This window comes from Arthrobacter sp. 05T442, from assembly GCF_056395945.1.
This window is the reverse complement of the sequence record NZ_JBFTKM010000014.1, coordinates 53,697-73,218: the sequence shown is the minus strand read 5'-3', so window position 1 is coordinate 73,218 and position 19,522 is coordinate 53,697. Positions and strand designations below refer to the sequence as shown.

Here is a 19,522-nt window from a genome sequence, read left to right as displayed (position 1 = left end):
GTGGCCGGAAGGCCGGATCGCGTGAAGGGAAACAACCACATGCTCGTAGCATTTTCCGTGGCACCGTCAGGAGCGCCCGCCAACGGCCAGGCGCCCGGGGACGCTTCGGTCCACGACGCCGTCGCCGAGGCCGTGCGGATCGTCCGGGAGTCCGGGCTGCCGAACCACACGGACTCCATGTTCACCACGATCGAGGGCGAATGGGATGAGGTGTTCGCTGTTCTCAAGCGGGCCACCGAAGCCGTCGGGCGCTATGGCAGCCGGGTTTCGCTGGTCATCAAGGCGGACATCCGTCCCGGGTTCTCCGGCGAACTCACCGGCAAAGTGGAGCGGCTCGAGAAGGCGATCGGCGAGGCCAGGAACGCCCGCTGAGGCCGGACCCCGGACAGCCTACCGCCCGGCCCGGGCAACTGGGAGACTTGGGGCATGATCGAGCATCAGGCCGCCTCCGGGTGGGTTGCCGTCGAGGACTTCCTTTCCGCCGTTGTGGTCCGCCCGGACCGGTCGCTCCAGCGTGCCGTGACCACCGCCCTGGAAGCGGGCATGCCGCCCATCGAGGTGGCACCCAACGCCGGCAAACTCCTGAAACTGCTGGTGCAGCTCTCCGGCGCCCGCCGCGTGCTGGAGATCGGAACACTGGCCGGCTTCAGCACTATCTGGATGGCCCAGGGGCTGCCCGACGGCGGCCGGCTGGTGACGTGCGAATACCTCCCCAAACATGCCCGGGTGGCCCGGGCAAACGTCGACGACGCGGGACTGGGCCACAAAGTGGAGATCCGGGTCGGTGCTGCGCTGGACACATTGCGGGCCCTCAGCAAAGAGGCCGTGGCGCCTTTCGATTTCGTCTTCATCGACGCGGACAAGGAAAACAACCCGCACTACCTCGACTGGGCCATCCGGCTGGGGCGGCCGGGCACCACGATCGTGATGGACAACGTGGTCTGGGAAGGCGCAGTGCTTGATCCCTCGATGGACACCGTGAACGCTCCGGGCATCATCAGCGCGCTGCAGATGATGGGCGAGGACCCTCGGCTGGACGGAACAGTGATCCAGACCGTCGGCTCCAAGGGCTGGGACGGGTTCGCCCTTGCGCTCGTGCGGTAGGGGCGGCCAGGCCATGCGCGGCAGATGCAGTAAGTCGCGGGTGGCCCGCCCGGCCGGAAGCAAGTGCTAAGTATGCTTAGATTTACTAAGCGGCGCCCCTGCCGGCGGCCGCGGACGCGAACGGACCAGACGCACTTCCCGAAGGAAAAACAGGCCTCCGAATGAACGGGACCCCCGACACCACTCTCCCTTCCGCTGTGCGGATAAGCTCTTCGGCGGCGGAACTGGACGCGATCCGTCCGTTGCTCGCGGCCGCGCAAGCGGCAGCCGGCGATGTCCCGGCGCTCCTGGACCTGGCCAAAGCCGCGGCACGGACGGCGCCGAGGCCGGGGGAGGGCACCACCGCTCTCCTGTGGGAGATCCTTGCCTCCGTCACCGCAGTCGACGTCGCGGCCGGCCGGGTGCTGGAACCGCATCTGGACGCCGCGGCCATCCTCGCCCAGGCAACCCATGACGCGACGGCGGAGGACGGAGATGTCCAGGATTTTGGCGGGGCCCACTTCGAGGGAACCTGGGGCGTGTTTGCGGCCGAGGCCCCCGGGCTGCGCCTCGGTGCCCGGGACGCCCCCGGCGGATTCCTGCTCGACGGGTCCAAGCCGTGGTGTTCCCTGGCCGCGCAGCTGGACCATGCCGTCGTAACGGCCCATGTCGAAGGCCGCGGCCGGGCCGCCTTCGCCGTCGACCTCCACGCCGACGGGGTGAGCTTCGCTGACCCCGGCTGGACCAGCCGGGGTCTGCGTGAAGTCCCCAGCGGCACCGTGCACTTCGACGCTGTGCCGGCCGTGCCCTTGGGCGCCCCGGGCTGGTACTACCAGCGCCCTGGCTTCGCATGGGGCGGCATGGGCGTTGCCGCTTGCTGGCTGGGCGGGGCCGTCGCGGTGGCGCGGAGCTTCAGGGAGTCCCTGCGGAAAGCCGCCGTCGGCGGACGCGAGCCGGACCAGATCGCCCTGGCACACCTCGGCGAGATCGACCGCACCCTGGGCTCCCTGACCGCCTATCTGGCGTTGACCGCCGCCCGGATCGACTCCGGCGAGCTCTCGGGGACGAACGCGCGGAGCGAGGCCCTGCGCATCAGGGGCAACGTCGCGGCCGCCGTCGAACGCATCCAGTCGCTGGTGAGCCAGAACCTGGGACCCGGCCCGCTGGTATTCGACGAGCAGTACGGAAAACGGATGGCGGACCTTTCCCTCTACATCCGCCAGCATCATGCGATGCGGGATGATGCCCAGCTGGGTGCCCTGACGCTGACTGGAGAAAGCCCGTGGTGAGCTTCACGCACAACGACGCCGGGACCAGCGAGGACGCCTGGGCAGCCAGCGGCCTTGCCGTGCTCCCGGAACTGCCGCTGGACGCAGCGGAACTGGCCGGCACCGCGTTCCTCGTCCTGGCCGCCCACCCCGATGACGAATCGCTCGGCGCCGGCGGCCTCCTGGCCCGGCTGCGCGCCCTCGGCGCCCACGTCCGGGTCCTGCTGTGCACGGCGGGTGAGGCCTCGCACCCCGGATCGCCGACCACGACGCCGGAACAGCTGGCCGCAGTCCGGCTCCGGGAATTCGGTGGTGCCCTCGCGCAGCTCCTGCCGGACGCCGCATGGGAGTATCTGGCACTGCCGGACGGCAAGCTTGCCGAACACCGGGAGCCGCTTCGCACTGCGCTGCAGGACGCCGCCGCTCACAGCGGCCGGGCCGCCGACAGGACCGTCCTCGTGGCCCCCTACCGCCACGACGGCCACACCGACCACGAGGTGCTGGGATCCGTCGCCGCCGAAGTCAGCGCCGCCCGGGGCTACGGGCTGCTGGAATACCCCATCTGGTACTGGCTGTGGGCTGAACCTGCCGACCCGGCGTGGCAGTCCTGGCTCCGGGTGCCCCTGAGCCCGGCCGAGCAACGGGCCAAACACGACGCCATGGCAGCCCATGCCTCCCAGGTCCGGGCCTTGTCCGGGCTGCCCGGAGACGAAGTGCTCCTGCCGGCGGCCTTCCTGGAACACTTCGAACGGCCCTGGGAGACCTTCGCCTGGCAGCGGCCGGCTGCCGCGTCTTCGGGTGCCGGGCCCGGCCGCGCCTACGCCGCCGATGACGCGGAGACCGTCTTCGACGCCGTCCACAACCGCAGCGAGGACCCTTGGCACTACACCACCAGCTGGTACGAGCACCGCAAACGATCCCTCACCCTGGCGGCTCTCCCGGGCCGGAGCTACACGTCCGGACTCGAAATCGGCTGCTCCATCGGAGCCCTGAGCGTGGAGCTTGCGCCACGGTGCGGCAGCTTCCTGGCGGTGGACGCGAGCAGTGCGGCCCTCACACACGCCGCCAGGCGGCTCGCCCACCTGCCCGCAGCCCGGACCCGGCACCTCACCGTTCCGCAGGACTGGCCGGACGGCTCCTTCGATCTGATCGTGGTCTCCGAGGTCGGGTACTACCTCTCGCCTGCGGAACTGGCCGGGTTGTTCGAGCGGGTTGAGGGCGCCCTCCTGCCCGGCGGGACCCTGGCCCTGTGTCATTGGCGGCACCCGCTCACAGGCTGGGAGCTCGACGGCGACGCCGTCCACGCCGCGGCGCGCCGGCAGCTCGGCTGGGCCGGCGGCGGCCTCTACCGGGAGCGCGATTTCGTGCTGGAGGTCCTCCTGGCGCCCGGCGCCGGACCGGAAACACCGGCGCCCGACGCCGGACCGGGCCGGTGACGGGGATGGCAGCACTTGCCCTGCCGCTGCCGCGGGGGCACCGCATCGAACGAATCGCCGTCGTCATGCCGGCCCACAACGAGGAAGCCCATCTTGACAGGGCCCTGCTGGCCCTGCAGCGGGCCGCCGACGCCCTGCACCGGGTCCGCCCTGAGGTGGACGTCCGGGTGACAGTCGTGCTGGACAGCTGTACGGACCGCTCGGCCGCCATCGCCGCAGGATATGTTGCCTCGGACCACCGCTTCAGCGCCGTCGACGTCCGTTTCCGCAACGCCGGCGCCAGCCGCGAAGCCGGGATCAGGGCCGCCGGAATCGGGGTACCGCGGCGCAGGCCGCCGGGCAAACGGTGGACCCCGCCGCCGTGGGCGGGACGGACCTGGCTGGCCAACACCGACGCCGATTCCCGGGTCCCGGAGAACTGGCTGGTGCGCCAGCTTGAGTTTGCCGAGGCGGGAGCCGACGCCGTCCTGGGGTCCGTCGAACCGGACCCCGCAGGAATGGATCCCGAACTGCTCCGCCGGTGGCTGGAACGCCACCCTTTTGAAGAAGACCACCCGCACGTCTACGGCGCCAACTTCGGGGTGCGGGCATCGGCCTATCTCGCGGCCGGCGGATTCCCCAAACTGGCATCCCAGGAGGACCGGACCCTGGTCCAGAACCTCCGCAACCGTGCGTTCGCCATCACGGCGACGGACAGCATGCGGGTGCTGACCTCCGGGCGGACCCAGGCGCGGGCCCCGCACGGCTTCGGCGCGTACCTCAAGAGCCTTGGCCGGTCCCGGCCGCCGGGGGCCGGCTGACGCTTCGCACCGGCGACGGGACGCGCCAGGAACCACGGGGCCGGCCACGCAATGACCTTTGGCCCTTACGGCCAGTGCCCGCGGGGTCCATGCTCGGTCGATGAGGGACCTGCGCGGGGACGCCGTATGGTGCTGCCCCTGAAGGGCGGAGCGGCGCTGTGAATCCCGGCGCGGTCAACCGCGGTGCCGGGCCGGTTGCGCTGCCGGGCGTCGCCGGCCTGAGCTCCGAAGAGGCCGCCCGGAGACTGCTGGAAATCGGGGCCAACAAGCTGCCCGAGGGACGCGCCGTCCCGGGCTGGCAGAAGCTGCTGGCCGAGATGACCCATTTCTTCGCCCTCATGCTCTGGGTGGCCGCCGCACTCGCGTTCGTCGCCGGCATGCCGCAGCTGGGCATCGCCATTATTGTGGTGATCGTCGTCAACGGGGTGTTCGCCTATATCCAGCAGGAGCGTGCCCAGCACGCCGCCGCAAAGCTCCGCGAACTGCTCCCGGCCATGGTCTCGGTCCGGCGGGACAACCGCGTCATCAAGGTGCACACCACCGAGCTGGTCCCGGATGATGCCGTCGTGCTGGTGGCCGGTGACCGGGTCCCTGCAGATCTCCGCCTGGCACTGGCGGCCGGATGCTCGGTGGACGAGTCGATGCTCACCGGGGAAAGCGAGGCCGTCAGCAAGGCCGCCGGGGACCTGGCCTTCGGCGGAACCTTCCTGGTCAACGGCCAGGCCGAAGGAGTCGTCGCCGCCACGGGACGCCAGACCCGGCTTGCCGAAATCGCCGCGCTGACCGGCAAGGTGGAAGCCCCGCCAAGCCCCCTGGCGGTCGAACTGCAAAGGATCGTCCGCATCATCGCCGCCGTGGCCCTGGGCATCGGCGGCCTCTTCTTTATGCTTTCGCTGCTCGTCGGTATCTCCTGGCGTGACGCATTCCTCTTTGCCATCGGTGTGGCGGTCGCACTGGTGCCCGAAGGCCTGCTTCCCACGGTCACGCTTTCACTGGCCGTCGGCGCGCAGCGCATGGCCCAGCGGAACGCGCTGGTGCGGAACCTGCAGGCGGTGGAGACGCTGGGCTCCACGACGTTTATCTGCACCGACAAGACCGGCACCCTGACCCAGAACCGGATGAACGCCGTCGAAGTCTGGACCCCGTCCGGTCTGCTCAGCATCATCGGCCAGGGATACGGGCCCGACGCCGAGATCACAGGCGGAGGCGTCCCGGAAGCACGGCAGCTGAGCGTCGCCGCACTGGCAGCCTCAGTGGGACGCGCCGTGCTCCACGGGGACAACTGGATCGCGGAGGGCGATCCGATGGAGGCCGCCATAGCTGCCCTGGCAGCCCGCCTGGCCGAGCCGGGCGGCCATCCGGAGGAACCGGCGCCGTCACACCGCTTCGCCTTCGACCCCCGCCGGCTGCGGGAGTCGGCAATCGTCGGAACAACCCTCTACGTGAAGGGGGCCCCGGAGTCCGTCATTCCGCTCTGCACCGTCGGCGGCGGCGAGGGAACCCACGCCGACCGGGCGCGGGAGATGGTTGACCAGATGGCCTCCCACGGCCTGCGTGTCCTCGCCGTCGCCGAGCGCCAGCTGCCGGGGCTTCCGGGGGCCGCGTTCAAACTGGAGAACGCAGAGATCGGGCTGACCCTCCTCGGGTTGATCGGCCTGCACGATCCGCCCCGGGCCGAAGTGCGGCTGGCCCTGGAGGCCGCCCGGAAGGCCGGGATCAAGGTGGCCATGGTCACCGGCGACCACGCTTTCACGGCAGCCGCCATCGCCCGGGAGACCGGGTTGCTGGGAGCCACGGCCACCGTGCTGCAGGGCCCGGACCTGCCCGAGGACGACGACGTCCTGGCCGCACTGCTGGACCGTGACGGCGTGGTGCTCGCACGGGTGACCCCGGAACAGAAACTGCGCGTGGCCCGCCTCCTGCAGGGCCGAGGCCACGTCCTGGCCATGACCGGCGACGGCGTCAACGACGGGCCGGCGCTCCAGCAGGCGGACATCGGGGTCGCCATGGGCCGCAGCGGCACCGACGTCGCGCGGGAAGCCGCCGACCTCGTCCTCCTGGACGACGACTTCGCCACCATCATCGCCGCGGTGGAACAGGGCCGCGCCACGTATGCGAACATCCGGCGCTTCCTGACCTACCACCTGACGGACAACGTCGCCGAGCTCACCCCCTTCGTCTTTTGGGCCATGTCCGGCGGCCGCTTCCCGCTGGCGCTGAGCGTGCTGCAGATCCTCGCCCTGGACATCGGCACGGACCTGCTGCCCGCCCTCGCGCTGGGCAGCGAGGCTCCGAGCAAGGGAACGCTGCAGCGCCCGCCGGAGCGCAGGCATTTGATGGATCGGGCACTCATGTTCCGGGTCTTCGCCCTGCTGGGCCCGGTGGAGGCCCTCTTCGAAATGTTGGCCTACACCGCTGTGCTGCTCGGCGGAGGGTGGCGGCCGGGCGCGGAACTGCCGACCGCCGACGTGCTCATGGCAGGCTCCGGAGCGGCCTTCACCACGGTGGTCCTGGGCCAGCTGGCGAACGCCTTCGCATGCCGCAGCGCCACCGTCCCGCCGTGGCGCCTGGGCTGGGTCAGCAACAGGCTGCTGCTCTGGGCCGTGCTGGCCGAGCTGGGGCTGCTGGCCGTGTTCCTGTTCCTGGGTCCGGCGGCAACGCTTCTGGGCCACGCCCCGCCATCCCCCGGCGGGCTGGCCGTCGCGCTTGCCGCCATTCCCGCCGTCCTGGTCGCGGACTGGCTCTACAAACTCGCCCGGCACCGCCGGACCGGCGCCCCGCCTGCGGCACAAAGGTCCTAAGCCTCTGACCCCCGGGACGTGAATCCCCGCAGTATCAGTCCATCGCCAATGCCAGGAGCGCAGACATGGTTGAATCGCAGGTTTTGTGGTTTGAAGAGATCGGCATGGGCGACGTCCCGCGCGTGGGCGGCAAAAACGCCTCCCTCGGCGAACTCATCCAGTCGCTCAAGACCCAGGGCGTGCGCGTCCCGGACGGCTTCGCCACCACGGCCGACGCATACCGGAGGTTCCTCGACGCGAACGGGATCGAGGCGGCCATGCGCTCGCGGATCCTCGACTACCGCTCCGGAGACGCGTCGCTGCGCGCCACCGGGGAAGCCATCCGGGAGCTGTTCCTGGGCAGCGAATTCCCGGACGACATCGCCGAATCGATCCGCGCCCACTACCGGACGCTGGGGGAGCGCGCAGGGGTGGATAAACTCTCCGTCGCCGTCCGCAGCAGCGCCACGGCCGAGGACCTCCCCGACGCGAGCTTCGCGGGACAACAGGAGACCTTCCTGAACATTGCCGGGGAGCGGGAGCTTCTGGACGCCTGCCGCCGCTGCTACGCCTCGCTCTTCACCGACCGGGCCATCAGCTACCGCGAGGTCAAGGGCTTCGACCACATGGACGTGGCCCTCTCGATCGGCGTCCAGCGGATGGTGCGCTCCGACGTCGGAGCCTCCGGGGTGATGTTCTCCATCGACACCGACTCGGGATTCCCCCGCGCGGCCGTGATCAGCGCGGCCTGGGGCCTAGGCGAGACCGTCGTCCAGGGCACCATCAACCCGGACAAATACCTGGTCTTCAAGCCTCTCCTGGCCGAGGAGAAGTTCACGCCGATCATCGAGAAGACCCTCGGTTCCAAGGACCGCAAGATGGTCTACAGCCAGGGCGGCAGCGCGCGCACCCGGATGGTGGACACCTCCGAAGCGGAGCGCCGCGCCTTCGTGCTCGACGACGCCGAAATCCTCGCCCTCGCCCGCTGGGCGGTGAGCGTCGAGAACCACTACGGCCGGCCGATGGACATGGAGTGGGCCAGGGACGGGCAGACCGGAGAACTTTTCATGGTCCAGGCCCGGCCGGAGACGGTCCAGTCGCTCAAGACCGGTCCGCGCTTCGCCCTCCACCACCTGCTGGAAAAGGGCCCGGTGCTCGCCACCGGGGCGGCGATCGGCGACTCCATCGCGCAGGGCACCGCCTGCGTGATCAGGAGCGCCTCGGACATCGGGAAGTTCCGCGACGGCGCCATCCTCGTCACCGAGATGACCGACCCGGACTGGGTTCCCATCATGAAGCGGGCGGCCGGGATCGTGACGGACCACGGCGGTCCGACGAGCCACGCGGCAATCGTGAGCAGGGAACTGGGGGTGCCCGCCGTCGTCGGAACCGGAAACGCCACGACCGTCCTCGCCGAGGGCCTCGCCGTGACCATCTCCTGCGCGGAGGGCGACCAGGGCCGGGTGTACGAGGGAAGCCTGGCGTTCGAAACCGAGGACGTAAACCTCGGGGAGCTGCCGGAGACGCACACCCTGGTCATGGTCAACATCGCCAGCCCCGCAGCAGCCTTCCAGTGGTGGCGGCTGCCCGCCGACGGCGTCGGGCTGGCCCGGATGGAATTCATCATCTCCAGCCTGATCCGGATCCATCCGATGGCGCTGGTCCACCCCGAGCGGGTCACCGATGCCCGGGAAACCGCACAGATCCGCGAGCTGACGCGGGGCTACGCGGATCCAAAAGAGTACTTCGTGGACGCCCTCGCCCGGGGCATCGCGAAGATCGCTGCGCCCTACCACCCCCGGCCGGTGATCGTCCGGCTCAGCGACTTCAAAACCAACGAGTACGCGCACCTGGTCGGTGGCGCCTCCTTCGAGGAACCGGAGGAGAACCCGATGCTCGGCTTCCGCGGCGCCTCCCGCTACTACGACGACCGCTACCGCGACGGTTTCGCCCTCGAGTGCCTGGCGCTCAAACGGGTCCGCGAACAGCTTGGCTTCGGCAACATCATCGTCATGGTGCCGTTTTGCCGGACCCCGCAGGAAGCGGACAAGGTGCTGGCCGTCATGGCAGAGCACGGTCTGGTGCGCGGGGAGAACGGGCTTCAGGTCTACATGATGTGCGAGATCCCCTCCAATGTGGTCCTGGCCGAGAAATTCGCCCCCCGGTTCGACGGCTTCTCGATCGGCTCCAACGACCTCACGCAGCTGGTCCTGGGCGTGGACCGGGATTCAGGCCAGCTCGCGGCGCTCTTCGATGAGCGGGACGAGGCCGTCATGGCCATGATCAGCGAAGCCATCCGCAAAGCCCACACCGCCGGGATCAAGATCGGCATCTGCGGCCAGGGCCCCAGCAACCACCCCGACTTCGCGGCGTTCCTCGTCCGCGAGGGCATCGATTCGATCTCGTTGAACCCGGACAGCTACCTCAGGACCGTTCCCCGGATCGCCGAGGCAGAGAAACTGGCTTCAGGCGGGTAGCGGCAGTGGCTGTCCGGCCCGCGCCTTGCCCTCCGGCGCCTGTCCCGCCCGAGCCCAGGGCGCGCAGCGCGTTGAGGATGGTGGCCAGGTCCACTAGTTCCTGGGACAGGGCGCCGGCAATGGCGGTCACGTAGCCGGCGGCGGCGGCCAGCATGAGGCCGACGCTGAGGGCAATCCCGATCCAGATACTCTGCAGGGCCACCTGCACCGTCCGCTGCCCGATCCTGACAGCCGAGGCCACCTTCGACAGGTCGTCCAGGATGATCACGACGTCGGCGGACTCGCCGGCCGCCGTCGAACCGCGGGCACCCATGGCAATGCCGACGTCGGCGACGGCGAGGACGGGAGCATCGTTCACACCGTCCCCGACCATCATCACCGGGCGTTCAGGCAGAGACCGGACCGCTTCGACCTTGTCCGGCGGCAGGCATTCGGCACGGACATCCGTCAGTCCGGCCTCCGCCGCTATGTGCTGGGCCGTGGCGAGCGCGTCACCGGTCAGCATGACGGTCCGGGTCACGCCCAGGGACCCGAGTTCAGCCAGGGTGCGGCGGGTCTCCTTACGGATCGGATCGCTCATCACGAGGCAACCGACGAATTCGCCGCCTACCCCGACATAGATGCCAAGCTCCCCGCTGGCCAACTCCGTCTCCAACACCCCGGGGGCAGATTCCGCCACGAAACCGGGCTTGCCGACCACCACGTCCTGGCCGTCGAAGCGTGCCCGGACCCCGTGGGTGGCGAACTCGGTGGCCTCGGTGGCGGTCGAGAAGGCCAGCCCCCGGGACCGGGCGGCGTCCATCACCGACGCGGCCAGGACGTGGGAGGAATACTGCTCGGCCGAGGCCGCCAGCCGCAGGACCTCGGCCTCGGGCACGGATCCGGCCGTCCTCACGCCGACCATCGCGGGGCGGCCGTAGGTCAAGGTTCCCGTCTTGTCGAAGGCCACGGTCCTGATCCGGCTGAGCTGTTCTAGGACGCCGGCGTACTTGACGATGATGCCGGAGCGCGCGGCCCGGCTCATGCCGCCCAGGAACGCCACAGGGGCGGCGATCAGCAGCGGGCAGGGGGTGGCCACCACCAGTACCTCGGCGAAGCGCGCCGGGCTGCCGCTGACGATCCAGCCGATGGCGCCAAGGATGTATGCGAGGGCAGTGAAGGGGACGGCGTACCGGTCGGCCAGCCGGACCATCGGGGCTTTGCTCTCCGATGCTTCCTTGACCAGGGCAACGATCCGGCTGTACTGCGAATCCTCCATCAGCGCCGTGACCTTCATCCGGACCGCGGCCTCGCCGTTGAGGGAACCGCTCATGAGGCCCTCGCCGGCGCTCCGCTCCACCGGAAGGCTCTCTCCGGTGAGCGAGGATTCGTCAAAAGTCCCCGAGTCGGAGAGCAGGATGCCGTCCAGCGGCACGACTTCACCTGGTTTTATGAGCAGGATGTCGCCGATTTCGACGTCGGTGGCCGCCACGTCTTCGTGCTGGCCGCCTGTTTTGGTTTCGCCGGATTGGGTTCCGGCGGCGGAGGTGCCGTCGCGTTCCCGGTGCGCCGTCTGCGGGACGCGCTCCAGCAGCGAAGTCAGCTCTTTCTTGGCCCGGCCCGCGGCGTAGTCCTCGAGTGCCGTGCCGCCGGCCATCATGAGCACGATGATCATGGAGGCGATGAATTCGCCGACCAGCACGGTGCTGACAATCGCGGTGACCGCCAGGATGTCGATGCCCCACTGGCGGCGCAGCAGCCGGCGGACCATCCCGACCGACAGATAGGCCGCCACAGCCAGCGCGTAGATACTTGCGGTGACCTGGGCGGTTCCGGCATGTCCGGACTGCAGGAGTACGAGCACCGCGAGTAGGGCAACGAGTGTGCCTGCTACAAGCGGATACCGGAGCATCAGTTTCACGGATATCCCGCCTTAGCATTCGCGTTGTCTTCACGCGTCTTCCACTACGTGCATCCTACTGCGGGGCCGGCCGTCAGGGGGCTCCCGGGACGCAGGTTAAGAGGCTCGGGCGGCCATTCCTCAGCGGCATGAGACGCTGGAGCGGGGCGGATGAGCATCCGCCCCGGCCGGACCAGCCCGACCGGCCGGACCAGCCCCGCGGGCGGTGACGCCGACGCGGGACGCTACCAGGAGGACATGGCGTGCGAAGCAGTTCAGATACAGTCGAAACCCCGGCTGCCCTCGTGGTGGGGGCCAGCGGCATTGCCGGATCCGCACTGGTGGACAGGCTTGCCGATGATGGCTGGAACGTGGTGGGGCTCTCCCGCAATCCGCTCCGCCGCCGCGACGTACGGCATGTGAGCGCGGACCTGAATTCCGCGGACAACCTGCGCGAGGCCCTGGCCGGAGAATCACCCACCCATGTCTTTTACGCGGCCTGGTCCAGGATGAATACCGAACAGGAAAACATCGAAACAAACGCGGGCATGCTCCGCAACGTCCTCGCCAGCCTGGGCGGTAAGCCGGTGAAACACGTCGCCCTCATGACGGGACTGAAGCACTACCTGGGCCCCTTTGAAGCGTATGCGGCGGGGGAGATGCCGGACACTCCGTTCCGCGAGAGCGAGCCCAGGCTGCCTGCTCCCAACTTCTACTACGCCCAGGAAGACGAATTGTGGGCAGCCGCCGGGAACCAGGGATTTGGCTGGTCCGTGCACCGGGCGCATACGGTGATCGGGCATGCCGTCGGAAACGCGATGAACATGGGACTCACCCTCGCCGTCCAGGCCTCCATCTGCAGGGAACTGGGGCAACCGTTCATCTTCCCGGGCTCCGAGACGCAGTGGAACGGCCTCACGGACATGACAGACAGCGGGCTGCTGGCCGACCACATGATCTGGGCAGCCACCGGGGATAACGTCGGCGACGAGGCCTACAACATCGTCAACGGCGACGTCTTCCGCTGGCGGCGCATGTGGCCCGCGCTGGCCGCCTATTTCGGTGTTGAACCGGTGGGCTACGCCAACGAACCCCGCCCCTTGGAGCAGCAAATGCGCGGCATGGAAGGAGTGTGGGCGGACATCGCCGCCCGGCATGGCCTGGCCGAACCCGAACTCGCGCGCGTCGCTTCCTGGTGGCACACAGACGGTGACCTGGGGCGGAACCTCGAAGTCGTCACCGATATGAGCAAGAGCCGCCTTGCGGGGTTCACCGGGTACCGCCGAACGGAAGACTCCTTCCTCCGGCTCTTCGACCGGTACCGGGCGGACCGCTTGATTCCGGCCGCGGCCTCCGGCTCGGCCTAACAACGCGGGGTCAGATCGCGCCCATCCAGAGGGGTCGTCATGGGCGCGATCTGACCCGCGTTGCTTGGGAGGTTTGGCTGATGCGGGGCCTTTCAGCCCTAGCCCGGCTGTGACCGGTGAGGCCACAGTGAACCATGTGGTCGATTTTCTCCGGCCGGCCTGTTTTTTCCGACCGGCGCAGGGCGGTGGCGGCTGGTGCCGCCGTCGTGCTCGTGCTGGTCGTGGTGATCCTGGCACTGGTCCTTTTCCCACGGCCTCCAGGGGCTGCCCCGGCGGCGGCGCCGACCGGGCCAGCGACCAGCACTCCGACTCCGACGGCGTCCGCCAGCCAGACGCCGTCGGAGACGCCCGTGCCGTCGGTCACCGCAGATCCTTCGGTGACGCCGTCACCGGCGCCGGGCAGCCCGGGCACCGCTGAGCCGGCGCCGCTGCCGCCGGCCCCCGAACCTCCCGCCCCGGAACCTCCTGCCCTGCCCGCGGTGCCGTTCCCCGCCGCGCTCGCCGGCCGCGACGTCGAGGCCATTCCGTCCGCGGGACCCGTGGTGGCCCTGACGTTCGACGCCGGGGCCAACGCTGCCGGCCTGCCTGTCATACTCCAGTCGCTGGCCGCGGCCGGGGTGCAGGGGACGTTCTTCCTCACGGGCAGCTGGGCCGCGGCCAATCCCGCAGGGGTCGCCGCGATTGTCGCCGGAGGGCACCGGGTGGGCAACCATTCGATGACGCACCCGGGCTTCACCGGGCTTTCTGATGCCGCCATCGCCGACCAGGTCGTCGCGGCGCAGAAGACAATCCAGGCCGCGGGCGCCGACCCCCGTCCGCTCTTCCGCTTCCCTTTCGGCGACCGGGATGCGCGGACCATCGCCACGGTCAACTCCCTCGGCTACCTCCCGGTGCGCTGGACCGTGGACACGCTCGGCTGGAAGGGCACCAGCGGCGGGGTCACGGCGCAGCTCGTGGCGGACCGGGTCCTCGCCGGTCTCCAGCCAGGGGAGATCGTCCTGATGCACATCGGCTCCAATCCCGATGACGGCACCACCCTGGATGCCGACGCGCTGGGCGGGATCATCACCCGGATCCGCGCGGCAGGCTACGGCTTCACCACCCTGGACCGGCTGCTGGGGTGAGGGAATACCGGGACGAACGCCACTGTCGCCCGGAGCCGAACACTGGTACCACTAAGCCATGACGGAGTCGCCCACAGTTGCCGCTGCGCTGGCGCCCGTCGACGCCGTCATCTTCGACCTGGACGGCGTGGTGACAGATACCGCGGAACTTCGGGAGGCGGCGTGGAAGCAGCTCTTCGACGAGGTCCTGCAGGACCCGCGGCTTCCCGCCGACGCCCGTCGCGGCCCTTTCACCGAGGGCGACTTCACCAGCTTTGTCGAGGGCCGGACCTGGGAGGACGGGGTGGCCACCTTCCTGGCGTCCCGCGGAGTCTCCCTCCCGCTGGGGTCGCCGACGGACGGGCCCGGCGAGTGGACGGTGTTCGGCTTCGCGCAACGCCAGAACGAACTGTTCGAGCGCCTGCTCGGCGGTAGCCCTGTCCGGGTGTTCCCGGGCACGGTGGCCCTGCTGGAGCGGCTCCGGGCGGGGCGGATTCCCGTGGTCCTGGCCACGTCCAGCCGCAACGCCGGAGCGATCGTGGCCGCCGCGGGACTCAAGGATGCGTTCGACCACATCGTGGACGGCCAGACAGCGCTGGATCGCGATGTTGCCGGCAAGCCCGCCCCGGCACTCGTCCTCGAAGCGGCGCGCCGGCTCGAGATCGTGCCCGCCGGGCAATGGTCATCGCGGATGCCGTCCCGGGGGTCGAGGCCGGCCGCCGCGGGGGCTTCGGCCTGGTTGTGGGCATCGACCGGACCGGGCGCCGGGCGGCGCTGGAAGCCGCGGGCGCCGACGTCGTCGTCGAGGATGTCAGTGAACTGGACATCGGGCTGGTCATCACGCACCCGTGGCTGCTGGTCTACGAGGGGTTCGATCCCGCGCACGAACGCCACCGGGAGGCACTGACCACCCTCGGCAACGGCTACCTGGCCACCCGGGGCGCCGCGCCCGAGCACCGCGCCGGTGACGTGCACTATCCGGGCAGCTATCTCGCGGGGGTCTACAACAGCCTCAGCAGCGTCGTCCAGGGCCAGGAAACCGTCGATGAACACATGGTCAACATCCCGGACTGGCTGCCCCTGGATGTCCGTATCGAAGGCGGTACCTGGTGGTCCGCGGGCGGGCTGACACTTCGCAGCGAGCGCCGCACCCTGGACCTTACGCGCGCCGTGTTGAGCCGGGAGGCCTTGCTGGAGGACGACGCCGGGCGGCAGCTGCAGCTGCTCCAGCGGCGGCTCGTGTCCATGGCGGAGCCGCACCTGGCCGCGCTGGAAACCACGCTGACCGCCGTTGGCTGGAGCGGCAGCATCAGCATCAGGAGCGGCTGCGACACGGGGGTGACGAATGCGAACGTGCCCGAGGACGCCCAGCTGGCCAACCGGCACCTCACGTCCGTCGCGGTGTCCGCGTCCGACGGCGGCCCCGACGCCGGTCCCGGAGCACGCCTGACGGTGGAGGTCCGGACGAGCCAGAGCAGAATCGGCATCGCCCTCGCGCTCCGCACCGAAGTCACCGGACCCGGAGAACCCGGTGACGGCGTTCCGGAGCAGTCCGGGGGGCTGCACGTGCACCGCTTCGAGTGCGCCGTCACGGACGGGGTGCCCGTCACGGTGACCAAGACGATCGCCGTCGCCACCTCCCGGGACCATGCCATCTCCTCGCCCCGGACGGCGGCCGCGGCCGTACTGGCGCGGTCGGCACACAGTTTCGCGGTCCTGCTGGCCGAACACGAGGCGGCGTGGAGCGTCCTGCTTAAGCCCTTCATCATCGAGTCCGACGCACCCTCGCAGGCCCAGCTGATCCTGAACCTGCACGTCTTCCACCTGCTGCAGACCCTCACGACGCACACGGCAGAGCTCGACGCCGGGGTGCCGGCCCGGGGACTGCACGGTGAAGGCTACCGGGGGCACATCTTCTGGGATGAGCTCTTCGTCCTGCCCGTGTTGAACTCCAGGCTGCCTTCCGTCGCCCGTGAACTCATCGATTACCGGTGGCGGCGGCTGGGCACGGCGAAGGACTCCGCCCGGGCCGCCGGGCTCGAGGGCGCGCTGTTCCCCTGGCAGAGCGGCAGCGACGGCACGGAACAGACGCCGAAGCTGCAGTTCAACAGGCTGTCGGGGCACTGGATGCCGGACTACTCCCACCTCCAGCGCCACGTCGGACTGGCCGTCGCCTACAACGCGTGGCAGTACTTCGAGGCCACCCAGGACCGGGGGTGGCTAACCCGGCACGGCGCGGAAATTGTGGTGGAAGTCGCCAGGCTGTTTGCCTCCCTCGCGGACTACGACTCCGCCGAAGACCGGTTCCACGTCAGGGGAGTGATGGGCCCGGACGAATATCACACCGGGCGCCCCGGGAACCCGGGCGGCGGCCTGGCCGACAACGCCTACACCAACATCATGGCCGCCTGGGTGTTCGACCAAGCCGTCTGGATCATGCACTCCGTGCAGGGGTTCGACATGGATGAGCTGCGGGTCCGGCTGGGGATAACGGGCACGGAAATCGAAGCGTGGGGCCACCTGAGCCGCCGCATGTTCGTTCCGTTCCACGACGACGGCATCATCAGCCAGTTCGACGGCTACGGTGCCCTCCAGGAACTGGATTGGAACCACTACCGCCGCACCTATCGGAACATCGAACGGCTGGATCTGATCCTGGAGGCGGAAGGCGACAGCGCCAACCACTATCGGCTGGCCAAGCAGGCAGACGTCCTCATGCTCTTGTATGTCCTGGGCGAGGACCAGCTCCTGGGATTCCTGGGGCGCATGGGCTATCACGTGACGTCGGCGCAGATTGCCGCGACCGTGGACTTCTACCTTGCCCGGACGGCGCACGGCTCCACGTTGAGCCGGGTCGCGCACGCCTCCGTGCTGGCGCAGCGGGATCCCGAGCAGGCATGGACGACCTTCCGGGAGGCCCTGGACGCGGACCTGGACGACACCCAGGGCGGAACGACGAGCGCGGGCATCCACCTGGGGGCCATGGCCGGTTCGATCGACGTCGTCCAGCGCAGCTTCGCCGGCCTCCGGATCACCCGCGACGCCCTGGACTTCACCCCGAGGCTGCCGGCGGAGCTGCGTCGGGTGGAGTTCCAGGTCCGCTACCGTGACCAGCTGCTGGCCGTCCACCTCGGGCCCGGCCGGCTGCGCGTCTCCGCCGCCCCCGGCGATGCCTCCCCGGTGCTGGTCCGGGTCGGGACCGAGCGGGTGCTGCTCCGGGCCGGCCAGGAGCATGAGTTCCTGCGCGACGCCGGGTAGCCTGACTGGGCCGCGGCCGCACCCCGCTTCCCCACACCGCTGCCTTAAAGAGGCGAGGCCATCCGCAGGACGGCGGCGCCGGTGATCCGGTCCTCCGCCAGGTCCCGCAGCGCCTTGTCCGCAGCCGAGAACGGGTACGGAACAGTGGTGGGGCGGATCGGAATCTCCGCGGCGATGCTGAGGAACTCTTCGCCGTCGTCCCTGGTATTGGCGGTGACGCTGCGGAGCTGGCGTTCCTCGAAGAGCTCGGAGGCGTAGTGCAGGGGAGGGATGTCGCTCAGGTGGATGCCGGCCACCGCGAGGGTCCCGCCGCGGTCCAGCGCACGCAGCGCCACCGGTACCAGGCCGCCGGCGGGTGCGAAGAGGATGGCGGAGTCCAGCGGGTCCGGCGGCGGCTCGTCGGCCCCGCCGGCGAAGGTGGCGCCGAGCTCCAGGGCAAGCTTGCGGGCTTCCGCGGAGCGTGTCATCACGTAGACCCTGGCGCCCCGGTAGATGGCGATCTGAGCGGCCAGGTGCGCGGAACCGCCGAAGCCATAGATGCCCAGCCGGCCGCCGATCGGCAGCTCCGCCCGGCTCAGGGCGCGGTAGCCGATGATGCCCGCGCACAGCAGCGGCGCGGCCTCCTGATCGGAAAAAAGGTCCGGAATCCGGTAGGCGAAGTCCTCGGCCACTGTAACCAGCTCGGCATAGCCGCCGTCGCGGTCCCAGCCCGTGAACGTGGGGGTCAGGCACAGGTTCTCCTGCCCGCGCAGGCAGAAGCGGCAGGAACCGCATGTGCCCCCCAGCCATGCGACGCCCACCCGTTCGCCGGTACGGAACCGCCGTGCCCCCGGACCTCGTTCGAGTACTTCTCCGACGACTTCATGGCCGGGGATAATGCCGGGGTGCTTGGGTGTGAGGTCCCCTTCGGCCAGGTGCAGATCGGTGCGGCACACCCCGCACACACGGACCCTGAGGAGCACTTCCCCGCGCCCGGGCCGGGGAACCGGGCACTCGGCGGCTTCGAGTGGGCCGCTGGACATGGGTCCGGGATGTCCTACCCGCCAGGCTCGCACGGTGGCCTCCTCTTCTTGCGGTTCCGATGATCTGGGAATCAGCGTGTAATCAGCACGTTGCAGCGCGCCTTGTGCAGGACGGCGGAGACTGTATTGCCGGGGGCGTCTTCCCGCGTGTGGGGTCCGAGCACCAGCACATCGGCGTCGGCTGCAGCGGCGAGCAACTCTTTGGCGGCGGCACGACTCTCCTTCAGGACCCCGGACACGGCCAGTCCGGGAGCTGTCCTGCGGGCCGCGTCGAGGGCGTGATCCAGCAACTCCTGGCCATGGAGCGGGGAATGGCGGCCGTGGTCCTCGTGCCGGCCCGGGGTCTGGGGATCAACGTGGATGAGCTGCAGGGGCGCATGCAGTGCGGTCGCCAGCCGGACCGCGCCGGCCAGGGCTGCAGGGTTCCGCGGCGAGGCATCGACCCCCACGACGACGGGGTGCCCCGGGCTGCGTGGGCGCCGGATGACCATGAGCGGGCAGGGTGCGGAGCCGGCCAGTTCCAGGCACACGGATCCCGCCAGCGTCCCCAGCACGGCGCCGATGCCGCGGCTGCCGACCACCAGCATCCGGGCGTCCCGGGCGGCTTCCCGCAGCACCGGCGCGGGGAGCCCGGCGACCATAACGCCCTGCACCGTGCCCTCGACGGCGGGCGCGGCCAAGTCCTCCGCCGCGGGCGCGGCGCCCTTGCCCGAGTCCGCCGGCGCGGGCGCCGCCGCGACGATGCTGCGCGCCAGTTCGAGGCCCTCGGCCAGGATCGTTTCGGCCGAATGCCGCAACCCGCTGCCTGCCACGCCGTCGACGGGTCCCAGGTTCCTGGTGAAGACGGGCCACACCCAGGCGTGCACCACCTTGACGCCGAGGCCGAGCGCGGCGGCGTACTCGGCGGCCCAGCGGACCGCCACCTGCGCGGCGTCGGACCCGTCGTAGCCCACCGCCACGGGACCGCGCTCTTGCCCTGCGGATGCCGACATGCTTCCTCCAGGATCGGCGGCCGTGCACTATCCCCAGCAGTATTGCCCAGTAGAGCG

At 69.9% G+C, this 19,522-nt stretch carries 14 protein-coding genes; 11 read left to right on the top strand and 3 right to left on the bottom strand.

Features of this window, described 5'->3' with window-relative positions:
* The first annotated feature begins 39 nt into the window (after nucleotides 1-39).
* The 7 genes from AC1DES_RS13940 to ppsA all read left to right on the top strand — a co-directional run bounded on the left by AC1DES_RS13940 (nucleotide 40) and on the right by ppsA (nucleotide 9,844).
* Nucleotides 40-372 (top strand): thiamine-binding protein, encoded by a 333-nt coding sequence (locus AC1DES_RS13940; protein ID WP_476896296.1) that lies wholly within the window; start codon nucleotides 40-42, stop codon nucleotides 370-372.
* Nucleotides 373-426: 54 nt separating this feature from the next.
* Nucleotides 427-1,104: an O-methyltransferase gene (locus AC1DES_RS13935; RefSeq protein ID WP_476896295.1), complete on the top strand. Its 678-nt coding sequence runs from the start codon at nucleotides 427-429 to the stop codon at nucleotides 1,102-1,104.
* Between the two features lie 161 nt (nucleotides 1,105-1,265).
* Nucleotides 1,266-2,372, top strand: coding sequence for a hypothetical protein (locus AC1DES_RS13930; protein WP_476896294.1), 1,107 nt, complete (start codon nucleotides 1,266-1,268; stop codon nucleotides 2,370-2,372).
* Nucleotides 2,366-3,787: a PIG-L family deacetylase gene (locus tag AC1DES_RS13925; RefSeq protein ID WP_476896293.1), complete on the top strand. Its 1,422-nt coding sequence runs from the start codon at nucleotides 2,366-2,368 to the stop codon at nucleotides 3,785-3,787. The genes AC1DES_RS13930 and AC1DES_RS13925 overlap by 7 nt, the downstream gene beginning before the upstream one ends.
* A gap of 5 nt (nucleotides 3,788-3,792) precedes the next feature.
* Nucleotides 3,793-4,587, top strand: a complete 795-nt coding sequence (locus tag AC1DES_RS13920; RefSeq protein WP_476896292.1) for a glycosyltransferase family 2 protein — start codon at nucleotides 3,793-3,795, stop codon at nucleotides 4,585-4,587.
* A gap of 158 nt (nucleotides 4,588-4,745) precedes the next feature.
* Nucleotides 4,746-7,388 carry a cation-translocating P-type ATPase gene (locus AC1DES_RS13915; RefSeq protein ID WP_476896291.1) on the top strand — a complete coding sequence of 881 codons (2,643 nt, stop codon included), beginning with the start codon at nucleotides 4,746-4,748 and terminating at the stop codon, nucleotides 7,386-7,388.
* Between the two features lie 65 nt (nucleotides 7,389-7,453).
* On the top strand, nucleotides 7,454-9,844 hold the full coding sequence (ppsA, locus tag AC1DES_RS13910; protein ID WP_476896290.1) for a phosphoenolpyruvate synthase: 2,391 nt from the start codon (nucleotides 7,454-7,456) through the stop codon (nucleotides 9,842-9,844).
* Here the strand turns inward: ppsA and AC1DES_RS13905 are convergent.
* Nucleotides 9,792-11,735 (bottom strand): heavy metal translocating P-type ATPase, encoded by a 1,944-nt coding sequence (locus AC1DES_RS13905; RefSeq protein WP_476896327.1) that lies wholly within the window; start codon nucleotides 11,733-11,735, stop codon nucleotides 9,792-9,794. The genes ppsA and AC1DES_RS13905 overlap by 53 nt on opposite strands.
* 251 nt (nucleotides 11,736-11,986) lie before the next feature.
* On the opposite strand from AC1DES_RS13905, the gene AC1DES_RS13900 reads away from it, so the two are divergent.
* From AC1DES_RS13900 to AC1DES_RS13885, 4 genes are all read left to right on the top strand, one after another.
* Entirely contained in the window at nucleotides 11,987-13,090 is a 1,104-nt protein-coding gene (locus AC1DES_RS13900) for an SDR family oxidoreductase (RefSeq protein WP_476896289.1), read from the top strand.
* A 134-nt stretch (nucleotides 13,091-13,224) separates the two neighbouring features.
* On the top strand, nucleotides 13,225-14,214 hold the full coding sequence (locus AC1DES_RS13895; protein WP_476896288.1) for a polysaccharide deacetylase family protein: 990 nt from the start codon (nucleotides 13,225-13,227) through the stop codon (nucleotides 14,212-14,214).
* Nucleotides 14,215-14,272: 58 nt separating this feature from the next.
* The gene (locus AC1DES_RS13890; protein WP_476896287.1) at nucleotides 14,273-15,100 is read left to right on the top strand and encodes an HAD family hydrolase; all 828 of its coding nucleotides are present in this window, start codon (nucleotides 14,273-14,275) and stop codon (nucleotides 15,098-15,100) included.
* A complete protein-coding gene (locus AC1DES_RS13885; protein ID WP_476896326.1) occupies nucleotides 15,013-17,451 on the top strand; it encodes a glycoside hydrolase family 65 protein in 2,439 nt (812 codons plus the stop codon). Before AC1DES_RS13890 ends, AC1DES_RS13885 begins: the two co-directional genes overlap by 88 nt.
* 44 nt (nucleotides 17,452-17,495) lie before the next feature.
* On the opposite strand, the gene AC1DES_RS13880 is transcribed toward AC1DES_RS13885, so the two are convergent.
* Together AC1DES_RS13880 and AC1DES_RS13875 are read right to left on the bottom strand one after the other, a co-directional pair.
* Nucleotides 17,496-18,506, bottom strand: coding sequence for a zinc-dependent alcohol dehydrogenase family protein (locus AC1DES_RS13880; protein WP_476896286.1), 1,011 nt, complete (start codon nucleotides 18,504-18,506; stop codon nucleotides 17,496-17,498).
* A gap of 38 nt (nucleotides 18,507-18,544) precedes the next feature.
* The gene (locus tag AC1DES_RS13875; protein ID WP_476896285.1) at nucleotides 18,545-19,465 is read right to left on the bottom strand and encodes a universal stress protein; all 921 of its coding nucleotides are present in this window, start codon (nucleotides 19,463-19,465) and stop codon (nucleotides 18,545-18,547) included.
* Nucleotides 19,466-19,522 lie beyond the last annotated feature (57 nt).